13 protein-coding genes are annotated in these 12400 nt (G+C 27.8%); 6 read left to right on the top strand and 7 right to left on the bottom strand.

The window, feature by feature from the left end; genetic code table 11:
• Window positions 1–43: 43 nt before the first annotated feature.
• Complete coding sequence (locus CAQ16704_RS05975; protein WP_148308482.1) at window positions 44–535, top strand: hypothetical protein; 492 nt, start codon at window positions 44–46, stop codon at window positions 533–535.
• Here the strand turns inward: CAQ16704_RS05975 and CAQ16704_RS08085 are convergent.
• Together CAQ16704_RS08085 and rsmH are read right to left on the bottom strand one after the other, a co-directional pair.
• On the bottom strand, window positions 532–1443 hold the full coding sequence (locus CAQ16704_RS08085) for a hypothetical protein (RefSeq protein WP_039667327.1): 912 nt from the start codon (window positions 1441–1443) through the stop codon (window positions 532–534). The genes CAQ16704_RS05975 and CAQ16704_RS08085 overlap by 4 nt on opposite strands.
• A 3-nt stretch (window positions 1444–1446) precedes the next feature.
• Window positions 1447–2364: a 16S rRNA (cytosine(1402)-N(4))-methyltransferase RsmH gene (gene rsmH / locus CAQ16704_RS05985; RefSeq protein WP_039667328.1), complete on the bottom strand. Its 918-nt coding sequence runs from the start codon at window positions 2362–2364 to the stop codon at window positions 1447–1449.
• Window positions 2365–2425: 61 nt separating this feature from the next.
• Between rsmH and CAQ16704_RS05990 the strand changes: the two genes are divergently transcribed.
• The 5 genes from CAQ16704_RS05990 (at window position 2426) to CAQ16704_RS06010 (ending at window position 8444) form a co-directional block, all read left to right on the top strand.
• A complete protein-coding gene (locus tag CAQ16704_RS05990; protein ID WP_039667329.1) occupies window positions 2426–3004 on the top strand; it encodes a class II aldolase and adducin N-terminal domain-containing protein in 579 nt (192 codons plus the stop codon).
• Window positions 3005–3086: 82 nt separating this feature from the next.
• Window positions 3087–4559, top strand: coding sequence for a peptidylprolyl isomerase (locus CAQ16704_RS05995; RefSeq protein ID WP_039667330.1), 1473 nt, complete (start codon window positions 3087–3089; stop codon window positions 4557–4559).
• Entirely contained in the window at window positions 4556–5935 is a 1380-nt protein-coding gene (ftsA, locus tag CAQ16704_RS06000; RefSeq protein WP_039667331.1) for a cell division protein FtsA, read from the top strand. The genes CAQ16704_RS05995 and ftsA overlap by 4 nt, the downstream gene beginning before the upstream one ends.
• 15 nt (window positions 5936–5950) lie before the next feature.
• Window positions 5951–7057 (top strand): cell division protein FtsZ, encoded by a 1107-nt coding sequence (gene ftsZ, locus CAQ16704_RS06005; protein ID WP_039667332.1) that lies wholly within the window; start codon window positions 5951–5953, stop codon window positions 7055–7057.
• A gap of 22 nt (window positions 7058–7079) precedes the next feature.
• A complete protein-coding gene (locus CAQ16704_RS06010; RefSeq protein ID WP_039667333.1) occupies window positions 7080–8444 on the top strand; it encodes a nicotinate phosphoribosyltransferase in 1365 nt (454 codons plus the stop codon).
• Here the strand turns inward: CAQ16704_RS06010 and ispG are convergent.
• Genes ispG through CAQ16704_RS06035 form a run of 5 tightly spaced genes read right to left on the bottom strand, consistent with a single transcriptional unit; the run spans window position 8441 to window position 12345 of the window.
• Window positions 8441–9532: a flavodoxin-dependent (E)-4-hydroxy-3-methylbut-2-enyl-diphosphate synthase gene (gene ispG, locus CAQ16704_RS06015; protein WP_256375738.1), complete on the bottom strand. Its 1092-nt coding sequence runs from the start codon at window positions 9530–9532 to the stop codon at window positions 8441–8443. The genes CAQ16704_RS06010 and ispG overlap by 4 nt on opposite strands.
• Window positions 9533–9567: 35 nt before the next feature.
• A complete protein-coding gene (locus CAQ16704_RS06020; protein ID WP_039667335.1) occupies window positions 9568–11412 on the bottom strand; it encodes a primosomal protein N' in 1845 nt (614 codons plus the stop codon).
• The gene (locus tag CAQ16704_RS06025) at window positions 11409–11885 is read right to left on the bottom strand and encodes a prepilin-type N-terminal cleavage/methylation domain-containing protein (RefSeq protein WP_039667336.1); all 477 of its coding nucleotides are present in this window, start codon (window positions 11883–11885) and stop codon (window positions 11409–11411) included. Before CAQ16704_RS06025 ends, CAQ16704_RS06020 begins: the two co-directional genes overlap by 4 nt.
• Complete coding sequence (locus CAQ16704_RS06030; RefSeq protein ID WP_039667337.1) at window positions 11886–12125, bottom strand: hypothetical protein; 240 nt, start codon at window positions 12123–12125, stop codon at window positions 11886–11888. It lies immediately after the preceding gene.
• Window positions 12112–12345 (bottom strand): hypothetical protein, encoded by a 234-nt coding sequence (locus CAQ16704_RS06035; RefSeq protein WP_039667338.1) that lies wholly within the window; start codon window positions 12343–12345, stop codon window positions 12112–12114. Before CAQ16704_RS06035 ends, CAQ16704_RS06030 begins: the two co-directional genes overlap by 14 nt.
• Between the last annotated feature and the right edge of the window lie 55 nt (window positions 12346–12400).

The raw sequence follows: 12400 nt of genomic DNA on the forward strand, positions 1-12400 counted from the left end.
AAGCAAAAATGATAAAATCATAAAAAAATAAATGGACAAAACAATGAAAATTCAAGAATTTATTTTAAATTTTATTTTTAAGGTTTCAAACCAACCTGTTAACTTAAAAGATCTCCTTGAGGCAAATGCTTTATTAAATGAAGGTATGATGGTAGATCCTGCAAAATTAAATTTCAAATTTAAAGTTTTTAATTCTTATCTTATTTATACATTTTTTTGTGCTTTAATTATTATTCCTTTAATTTTAATCACACATTATTTTTTAACTATTATTGATTTTCACATTAGTATTTTGAGTGCTATTTTTGTAACAGTTTGTGTTTTTATAGGTTATGATGTCTTTAAAATTTATACTAGGAAAGTTATTAGTAAAAGATTATTACAGAAAGCTTGGTCTTTACACTTTCCTTACTTTGCTTATGAAAAATACTCTAAAATTGCTGAAGAAATTTATAACCAAGCTATTAAGGAAGAAATTTCAAAAAATCAACTTGAACAATACGTATTAGAAAAAATCATACAAACACAAAATTAATCTAAATAATCTAAAATTTGATTTTGAAAATAAATGGCTTCCAATTTTCTTTGAAGTTCTTTATTTTCCTCGCTTAAAACCCATTCTTGAGATCTTAAATCAGCTATATCTCTGCTAATATAATAAATTTGATTTCTAATATAAATTTGTGGAAAAAATATGATTAAAGCAATTATTATCATCAAGTTTGCGTATAATAAATTTTTTGGGCTTAAATTTCTATTTTCTTCACTTACTATACTATCTAAAAGCTCATATTTATCTTCTTGATTATATTCTTGGTTTTCCTCTAGTCTAACTTTTTCCTCTAAAATTTTTTGCTTTTGTAATGTTAGTTTTTCTTTTTCTATTAACTGCTCTTGATTTTTTTTTGCTCTTTCTTTTTCTATTTTTTTTTGCTCTTTTAATTCTTGCTTGATTTTATTTTGTTCTTTTCTCTTTTCTTTTAAATCTTGAATTTTTGTTGTGATAAAAATATTACTTTTGGTAATAATTTTAGAAAACTTTTTAATTTCTTTTTTTTCTTGTTTTAGGTTAGTTTTTTCTACTCTTTTTGATTCTTGATAAATTTTAGAATTTTTCTCATTTTTTTTATTAGTCTTATCTTTTTTTCTTTTAAAAAAATTAAATTGTATTTTAAAAGGTTTTCGTTCTTCAAGCTTAACATTAATCAAATCTTCTTTTAAATAAATAGCAGATTGTTTTTTAGGTTTTTCTTCGTATTCTTCATCAAAATCTGTAAATTTAGGTCTTTTTTTGCGCTGAATTCTATTTTTTAATATTCGATCACTATCATTAAAATTTTGCTCGTATTCTTCATAAGGTTTACCTTCTTTAATGGCTCTAGAATATTTAAGCATCTTTTCGCGTATATTTTGTTTTTCTTTTAAAAAATCATCGTCAATCATTGCTTACCTAAAATAAAAAACTCTCATCTTTGCACAACTTGATCTACTATTATAACTTATTTCTTCTTTGGAAGCACTTATAACTTTTTTAGTTAAAATTTTACCAATGCTATGATTTTTACCACATTCACATTTTATTGCTCTTTCATCACAAATACAATCTTTTTCCCATCTTTTAAAAGTATTTTTTACTATTTTATCTTCTAAAGAATGAAAGCTAATGACAGCAAGTTTACAATTTTTTAAATTCGCTTTTTCTATACTTTCAAGTAATTGTTTTAGTTCTCCTAATTCATCATTTACTTCTATACGCAAAGCTTGAAAAACAAGTAATGCTAAAGGTACATTACGTCCTTTTAATTTAGTATTTCCAACTATTTGATACAAATCTTTAGCACTAGTGATTTCTTTTTGACTTCTTGCAATAATAATTTTTTGAGCAAGCATTGATGCTACAGGTGTCAAATCTCCATAATCTTTAAAAATTTGCTCTAAAGCTTCTTTGCTATAAGAATTTACCACTTCTTTTGCACTTAAAGTGTTATTTTGATCCATTCTCATATCTAAAAAATCAGAATTAAGAGAAAATCCTCTATCATTTTTATCAAGTTGCAAAGAAGAAACACCGATATCAGCTAAAATTCCTCTTAGATTTTGCGTAGAAATATTACTTAGTATTTCTCTAAAACTCATATGTTTAAAGTTTATTCTATTTTGAAATTCTTTCAAGAATTCTTTGGAGAAATTCAAGGCTTCCAAATCTTTATCACAAGCAATCAAATTTAATTTTTCATGTGCTTGCAATAAAGCTTTGGAGTGTCCTCCATAGCCCAAAGTACAATCCAAAAAATCTCCATTATCAACATCTTCAAAAATTTTTAAAACCTCTTGTAGTAAAACTGGAATATGAGGACTTTGCAAAATATACCTTTTAATATTTTTTTAGTATAATATCTTAGCTAAGTTTAAAATAAGGTTTTTAATGAATAAAGAAAATATTATTTCTCAAATTCAAACCCTCTCATCTTCAATGTTTAAAAAAAACTTTTTTGGAATATGTCATGGTTCGGTATCAGCAAAACTTTCACAAAGTTCATTTATTATCAATAAAAACAATACATTTTTAAATCAACTCAACGAAAAAAATTTAAGTATTTTAAATTTTAAAAAAGATTACAGCTGGAATGAAGCTAGTAGTGACTCTGAAATTCATAAAAGCATATATGAGAATATTCCTGAAGCTAAATTTGTGTGTTTTGCTTATCCAGCTTATACCTTATCTATAAGTTTAAATCATGATTTTATAACACCACAAGATTATTTTGGTGAAATTTTTCTTGAAGAAATTCGAGTTTATAATCCTAAAAATTATGAGGATTGGGAAGATAGATCACAAACTGAAATCTATCGCTATATGATAGAACAAAAACAAAATTTTGTTGTAGTTAAAGGCTATGGAATTTTTGCATACGGTAGAACTAGTTATGAGCTAGGAAAAATTGTAGATTTAATAGAGAATTCTTGTAAAATTATCCATTTAGCAGAAACAAATTTATCATAATTTTTAAAAATTAATTTTTTATTAATCACAAATTATTTATAATTTATAGTTTAATTTTATCAATATTACGATTGGGGAAAAAATGCTCACATGGATGCAGCATCATAAAAAGTATTTAGTTGTTACAATTTGGATTAGTGTTATTGCTTTTGTTGGAGCAGGTTTTGTTGGCTGGGGAAGTTATGATTTTAATACAGATCGTTCAAATTCTGTTGCAAAAGTTGGTAACGAAAAAATAAGCCATGAAGAATTTAATCTCAAATACTCTCAATTATTTAGCTACTACTCACAACTAAATAATAACAATTACACTCAAGAACAAGCACAAAAAGATGGTTTAGACATACAAGCTATTAATGAACTTATACAAGAAAAATTACTTCTTTCTTATGCAAAAACTTTAGGTTTAGAAGTAAGCGAAGAAGAAATTGCTTATGATTTAGCACATCAAAAAATTTTTCATAACGCATCTGGTGTTTTTGATAAAAATTTATACTACAATATTTTATCCCGAAATAACTACACTCCAAAAACTTATGAAAAACTAATTCATGATGAATTATTACTTAAAAAAATAAATATGATTTTAAATCTACAAATCAAAAATGAAGAACTTGATATGTTTGCAGCTAGTTTTTTAATGCAAGATAAATTAAAAATTCAAGTAATTCATGCAAATAACATCCCAATCAACGAAGCTGAACTAAAACAAACTTGGGAAAAAAATAAAGAATTATACAAAACACAAAAAACCTATAACTTGGCGACTTATTTTTTAAAACCCGATAATGAAAAAATCAACGATAAAGAACTTCAAGATTACTATGATGAAAATAAAAATAACTACAAGGACTTTTCTGGTAAAATTCTAAATTTAGAACAAAGTAAAAATCAAGTTTTAAAAGATATAAAACTATCTAAATTGAAACTTAAAGCAAATGAAAGCTATGTGGCTTTAAGAAAAAATGAACTTAGTTTTGATAAAAATATTACAATAAATGATGCTGATATTTATTACCCTTTAGAACTTATACAAAAAGGTAAAGAAGGCGATTTTATTAAACCTTTTAAATTCAAAGATGGTTATATGATAGCTAAAATTATCAAAATCAATCCTGCTCAAACAATGACTTTCGAACAAGCCAAGGATGAAGTTAGCAAACTTTACATAAAAGAAAAAACAAAATCTATTTTAGAAGAAAAAGCAAAAATTGCTTTGGAAAATTTTCAAGGTATAGACATAGGAACATACAGTAGAGACTCAGCAAAAGGTTCTAAAGTAGGCAATATGATGAATGATGCAGAGTTTAGCGAATTTTTAATGCAAGTATTTGATTCTAACAAAGCAAAATCTTATGTATTATTCGATGATAAAGCAGTTATTTATGAGATAATAGCACAGACTTTAGAAAACAAAAATAAAGAAGAAGTTTATCGTTTCATTATAGAACAAAGTGCAAGACAAACAAAGCAATCTTTAATCAAAGAAGAATTACTAAAAAAACTTATAGAGTTATATCCAATACAACGCTATTACAAAGGAAGCACAAATTGAATATTTTAGGAATTGACTTAGGATCGGTACAAACTTGTGCAATATTAGCACAAAAAAATGAAGAAGGTTTGAAAATTATTGGTTTTGGTAAATCTAAATCCAATGGTATAAAAAAAGGAGCAATCACTAATATAGAGCTTGCTTCTAAATCTATAGAAGAGGCAGTATCTAATGCTCAAATGATGTCAGGAGTACATTATGATAAAGTTATAGTTTCTATTTCAGGTGCCTATGCTAAAAGTGTTGATAGTATAGGAGTAGTAAATATACCAAATCATGAAATAGGAATCAAAGAAATCCACAGAGCAGTTAGTACAGCAAAACACACAGCTAATATTCCAAGTGGATATGAGATTATCCATGTATTACCTTATAATTTTAAAGTCAATGATCTTGAACATGTTGAAGATCCTTTAGGGATGAGTGGAAATCGTCTTGAAGTTTCAACCCACATTATAATCTCTCAAGAAGTTCATATAAAAAATTTAAAAAAAGCTGTGGAACTTGCGGATCTTAGGGTTGATAATATAGTTCTTTCAGGTTATGCTTCTTCTATTGCTTGTTTTGATGAAAGCGAAAAAGAATTAGGTGCTATTTTAATTGATATGGGTGGAGCCGTTTGTGATATGGTAATCCATGCTGGAAATTCTATACGCTATAATGAATGCTTACAAATTGGCTCGGTTAATATTACAAATGATCTATCTATAGCTCTACATACTCCACCAAAAGAAGCTGAAAAACTAAAATTAAATTATGCATCATTGGTACAAAATGAAAATTCAATTATTCAAATTCCATATATGGGTGATGAAAAAAGAAAAAACGAAGTCTCAGTAGAAGTTATATCTAATGTAATTTATGCAAGAATTGAAGAAACTATCATTATTTTAGCTAAAATGCTTAGTGATAATACTTGTGCTAATCAAGCTGGTGCTGGTATAGTTTTAACTGGTGGTATGACAAAATTTACAGGACTTGATAAACTTGCTTCAGCTTACTTTGATAATAAAGCTGTTAGAATAGCAACCGCAAAAAAAGATACTATGGACGGATTTAAAGAAATCTTTGATGATGCTGAAAATAGTTGTGCTATAGGTCTTTGTTTGTATGGTGGTGGATATTTTACTCCCTATGAGTTAGATTCTAATGAGAAACTAAGGTATAAAGGAGAGCCTGAATTTATTAATAAACAAATTAAACAAAACCTCACCATAGAAGATAATGAAGAGGAAGATAAAAATCTTGAAGATTTTTATCAAAGTCAAAATGATTTTGATAATGAAAAGGAAGAATTGATAAAAGTTGAAGTAAAAAAAGAAAAAAAATCAGGTTTTTTACATAATTTTTGGAATAAACTAATAAACCAGTTCTAATTTAGGAGATACACAATGAGCGAATATCTAGTAGAAGAAATGCAACATGCAAAGGGTGCAAAAATAAAAGTTATAGGCTGCGGTGGTGGTGGTGGTAACATGATAGACCATATGGTAAATATGGGCTTGCATGAACTTGACCTTATTTCAGCAAACACCGATGCACAAGCTATAGCAAAATCTTTAGCAAAAACTAGAATTCAACTTGGAGAGAAAAAAACCAAAGGTTTGGGTGCTGGAATGCAACCTGAAATTGGTGCAGAAAGTGCAAGAGAAAGTTTCGAAGAAATAAAAGCTGCCTTAAGCCAAAGTGATATAGTGTTTATTTCTGCTGGACTTGGTGGTGGAACTGGTACCGGAGCTGCTCCAGTTGTAGCACAAGCTGCTAAAGAAGTAGGTGCTTTAACTGTTTCAGTTGTAACTATGCCTTTTACATTTGAAGGAAAACAAAGAAAAAAATTGGCTGAAGCTGGTTTAGCTGAATTAAAAAAAGAAAGTGATTCTATTATTGTAATACAGAATGAAAAACTTCTTAGTATACTTCCTAAAAAAGCAGGTATAAAAGAAGCATTTAAGCTAGTAGATGACATCTTAGCTAGAGCTGTTAGAGGTATGGTGTCTATCCTTTTAGAAGATGGTGATATTAATGTGGATTTTGCTGATGTTAGAACTGTTATGAGTCATAGAGGTTTAGCTTTAATGGGTGTTGGACATGGTGAAGGTGAAAATGCTATTATGGATGCATTGTCAAATGCTATTGAATCCCCATTATTAGATGGTATGACTATGAAAGGCGTTAAAGGTGTAATCATACATTATAAAATCGGTCCTGAATGCTCACTAATTGAAATTTCACAAGCTACTCAAAGTATTAGTGATATAGCAGATGAAAATGCTAAAGTGATTTTTGGTGCCACTACAGATGAAAGCATGGGAGATCGTGTTGAAGTAACCATTATCGCAACAGGTTTTGAGGATAAAGCAGGATTAGAAAGTGCTAAAGAGCAAGAAGAAAGTAAGAAAAATAGTTATATGAATTTACGCAAAGCCAGTGGTGGTTTTGATGAAGAAGTAATTTCACAATTAGATGTTCCTGCTTTTTTGCGTCGCCAAATGGATTGATATTTAGTAAAAATCCTTTAATATGAATTCTTCATTATTATGTGATTTTTACGAATTAAGTATGGCTTATGCTTATTTTAAACAAAATATGCATAAGCAAATTGTATATTTTGAAGTTTTCTTTAGAAAAGCTCCAGATGAAGCTTCTTTTGCTATATTTTGTGGTTTAGAGCAAATTATAGAACATATCAAAAATTTTTCTTTTACCAAAAGTGATATAGAATATTTAAAAAATACTAAAAAATTCGATAGTAATTTTTTAAATTATCTTTCAACTCTTCGTTTTAGTGGAGATATATTTAGTGTAAAAGAAGGTGAATGTGTATTTGCAAATGAACCTTTAATGTATATTAAAACACCGATTATAGAAGCCTTATTATTAGAAACTTTCATACTTTTAACACTAAATCATCAGTGTTTGGTTGCTACTAAAGCTAGCAGAATAAGTCAAGTGGCACAAAATAAAACACTTTTAGAATTTGGCTCCCGTAGAGCTCATGGAGAAAGTGCAGCTTTAAACGGAGCTAGAGCTGCTTTTATCGGTGGTTTTCATGCAAGTGCTTGTACTTTAGCTGGAAAAAAATTTAACATTCCTATTAGTGGAACTATGTCACACGCTTGGGTACAAATGTTTGATAATGAATTAAGTGCCTTTAAAACATATTGTCAAATTTATAAAGACAATGTAAGTCTTTTGGTTGATACTTATGACTATAAAAAAGGCGTTGAAGATGCTATTTTAGTTTTTAACGAGCTAAATGCTGAAAACACTATGCAAAATTATTCTATACGCATAGATTCAGGAGATTTGCTTAAAATTTCTAAATTTGTTAGAAAAAAACTGGATCTTGTGGGTCTAAAAAAGTGTAAAATCATAGCTAGTAATGCTTTAGATGAGTTTACTATTGAAAAATTATTAAAAAATAAAGCTCCAATTGATGCTTTCGGAATTGGAGAAAAACTTATTACCTCAGCAAGTTCGCCTATTTTTGGAGCTGTATATAAACTTGTAGCAATAGAAAAGAATGAAAAAATTATTCCAAAAATTAAAATTAGTGCGAGCTTAAGTAAAACAACCTTACCACACTTTAAAAAGCTTATAAGATATTACAAAAATGGCAAAGCTTGTTTTGATGCTTTATATGCATATGATGAAAATGTAAAAAACCATAAAGATTTTGTGGAAAAAAACTTACATGAACTTATTTTTAAAAATGGGGAGTTAGTCTATCATAACCCTGATTTAATTAATATACAAAATTATTACAAAAAAAGTATTTTAAGCTTAGATTATAAATTTAAAAAATTACAAAATCCAAGTATTTATAAAGTAAAAATTTCTAAAAAATTACAAAATTTGCAAAAAAATTACTTAGAAAAAAATTAATCTTTTTCTCTAAGCTTTACCTCATCTTCTACTTCAAGTAAAAATCTATCCACAAGCTCATCTTCTTTTAATTTTGCTACCACTTCACCATGTCTTATAATTAAACCTTGATTTTTACCAAAAGCAATAGCCACATCAGCACCTTTAGCCTCACCCAAGGCATTTACCACACAACCCATAACACTTATATTTAAAGGTTCTTTTATATGCTTAGTTTTTTCTTCTACTATTTTAATTGCTTTAATCAAATCACTTTGAATTCTTCCGCAAGTTGGGCATGAGATGATATTAACTCCACTTTTTTGCACTCCACTATCTTGCAAAATCGCTCTTGCCACCTTAATCTCTTCTTCAAGCTCCCCCGTCATAGAAACTCTCATCGTATCGCCTATACCATTTAAAAGCAAATTACCTAAAGCAATCGAACTTTTAACCGTACTATGAAATTTAGTTCCTGCTTCAGTAACCCCTAAATGGAACGGATAATCACAAAGCGGTCTTAGAGCTTCATAAGCTTTTATGGTATTTTGTACATCTGAAGTTTTCATAGAAATTTTAATATCAAAAAAGTCTAAATCTTCTAGTAATTTTATATTATACAAAGCACTTTCGAGCATAGCCTCTATATTATAACCATATTTATCACTAAATTGCTTTTCTATAGAGCCATGATTTACCCCTATCCTAATAGGAATTTTTCTTTGTTTACAAGCGTGTACTACTTCTTTGATATTTTCTTTTGAGCCTATATTTCCTGGGTTAATTCTCACTCCATCAATAAATTCAGCACAAAAAACTGCTAACTTATAGTTAAAATGTATATCTACTATTAAAGGCAAGGGGCTTTTTACTTTGATTTCTTTTAAAGCTCTTGCATCTGCCATATCCAAACACGCCAAACGCACTATATTTGCACCGGCAAAATAAAGCCTATTAAGTTGCTCTAAACAACCTTCAATATCTCTTGTTTTAGTAAAAAGCATTGATTGTACCGATATAGGAGCATTTCCACCAATTAAAACATTACCTACTTTTATTTGTCTTGTTTTATACCTTTTATATTCCATTTTGCTCTCACTTTTTGTTATTTTATACTTTTTTGACTTTCGTAAAATTTAAAAAGCTAACTAAAATCAACTGGATCTATATCACAAGTAATATTTTTAAAATTTAAAGCAAAATGTTCAAATTTTACAAGTTCTTGATGAGTATTAGCACGTAATAATACATAAAAACGCCATTTTTTATTTAGCATTTCAATACCACAAACACCATGTCCTACTAATTGCACTTGCTTTAACTCTTGTGCTTTATTAGCTATAAATTCACATAAATTTAAAGCTTTATTTTTATCCTCATCTTCAATAATTAATCTTAAAAGTCTTTTAAATGGAGGATAAAGATCTTTTCTAATTTCCAGCTCGTCTTTTATAAAGCCATCATAATCTTGTATATATTTTTCAAAAAAAGATCTATTCTTGGTTTGTAAAAGCACCCTACCCTCACCCTTACGACCTGCACGACCAGCTACTTGCATAGCAAGGGCTAAAGTCTCTTCTAAGGCTTTAAAATTAGGTCTAAATAAATATTCATCAAGACCTAAAATCACACTTAAATCAACATTGTGATAATCATGTCCCTTAGCAAGCATAGAAGTACCTACTAAAATATCAATTTTTTTTTGATTAAAATCTTTTAAGATCACATCAAGTTTTTTAACACTACTGATTTCATCACTGTCAAATCTTTTTATAATAGGATTAAACCCGACTAATTCTTTTTCTAAAAGTTCACAAAGTTCTGCTGTACCCATTTTTTTAGCTTCAAGCATAACTCCATTGCAAGCTGGGCAAGTTTGGTCAATTTCTTTAGTAAAATTGCAATAATGGCATTTTAATGCATTTTTATTTTTATGTAAACTCAAAGCAATAGAACAAAAAGGACATTTAATGGTATTTGCACATTCTTTGCATAAAATTTGTCTAAAATTTGCCCTTGTGGGTAAAAATACAACAGCTTGCTTTTTATTTCTTAAGCTAATTTTTAATTCTAAAAGCAATTTTGATGAAACGCTAAGCTCACTCTCATCGTATAAAAACTGCTTTTTGCTTTCAAAAAAAGTTCCTTTAAGTCTAAAATAATGGTGTTTATAAAAACTTGTAACGCTTGGAGTAGCTGAGCCTAAAAGAACTTTTATATCCATTTTTTTTGATATAAATAAAGCTAAATCTCTAGCATTGATTTTTGGATTATTTGAAGCTTTATAAGAATTATCATGTTCTTCATCTATAATAATTAAACCTAAATTTTTAAAAGGTAAAAACAAAGCTGATCTAGCTCCCACCACTAAAAGAGCTTTTGAATTTGCTAAATCTTGTAAATATTCTTGCTTTTTTTTCTTAGTAATTTTAGAATGCCACAAAAAAAAATGCTCACCAAAATACACTTTTAATCTTTTTTGCATTTGCGGAGTTAGAGAAATTTCTGGCATTAAAAACAAAACTTGCTTTCCTTGCTCCAAATATTCTTTCATCAAGCTAATATAAATTTCGGTTTTACCACTTCCTGTATCGCCAAATAACAAGCTAGTTTGTTTAGTTTTTATAAATTCCAAAGCTTCTTGTTGATTTTTACTTAAACTAGGCGTTTTTTCTATATAAATTTTTTCACTTTTATATTCTTTAATACTTTCAAACATACCTAAAACAAAGGCTATTTTACTAGCATAATAATAAGTGATAAACTGGGCAAGCTCATATTGGTATAATGTAAGCTTAAAGCCTGTTTTCTCTTTTATAGTTTGAGTTTTAAATTCAGGTTTTTGGCATTTTTGCAATATTATAGCTTTAAGATTTTTCTTGTTTACAAGATCTACTATAACTTCATCTAAAATTTCAAATTCTTTTTTACTCTCATAAGTTAATACATCTAAATAATATCCCTTAATAGCAAGCTGATAAAAATTCAAAATCCATAATCCTTACAATTTAAACTTACACATTCTAAAAAAACTTTTTCACTATTATAAGCAAAATCTATATAATTTTTGGTGCTTATAAAAAATCTATATTTGGTATTTTCTACTTTCATCCATGATTTCTTGCTTGAGATAATTGGTTTTTCTAATATACTATATAAACAACAATTCTCACCTTTGCAATTTTGAGTTTGGATATTAGAACAAAAAAATAATTTCTGATTTTCAACATTTATTAAAGCATCATCTAAAATTTTAGGGAAATCAGTATTTTCTTTAAATACAAATTGATTTCTAATTAAAGCCAAAGAAGAATTTATAACTTCTAATTCACTTTTTAATTTAATCATTTTTGCATCATTTATGCTAAAGGAAAAATGTGGATAAGCAATTGCAGAAAGAATTGCAATAATTAAAATACAAAACACAAGCTCTATTAAAGTAAAAGCTCTTTTTGTTTGCATTTATTTTATTTCTTCATCGATAGTATTGATAAGTTTATTTAGTTCTTTTTTTAAAATATAATTCTCATAGCTAAGCTTTACAAAAGTATTAATGAAATTTGCAAGTTCTATTTTTCCAGTGCCACTGGAAATTAAAGCAATTTCATCTTCAAGATGGTTTGCAAATTCATTACTACAAGTTACTACAAAATCTTTTGCATAAACATTGATTGTAACTTTTCTTTGGTTATTGTTTGCCAAGAACGGCCTCTATTTTTTTAATTACATCTTCACTTTCAATATTTTTATTTTTTAATTCTTCCTCTAAACGAGTAATTTGATTGCTTTTAGCTTCATTTTGTGCTTTTACGCTAACTAATTCATTTCTTAAATTTTCATTTATTTCGCAAACTTCATTATATTTAGCCAAGAGCTCATTTACCTTATCTGTCATAGTATTAATTATTCTTTCATCATACATATTTTTTTGCCTTTTTGAATTTAATAAATTTAGAGTATTAAATGTATAATTGTAA

Source organism: Campylobacter sp. RM16704, assembly GCF_000816245.1.
In the GTDB taxonomy this organism is placed as follows: domain Bacteria; phylum Campylobacterota; class Campylobacteria; order Campylobacterales; family Campylobacteraceae; genus Campylobacter_D.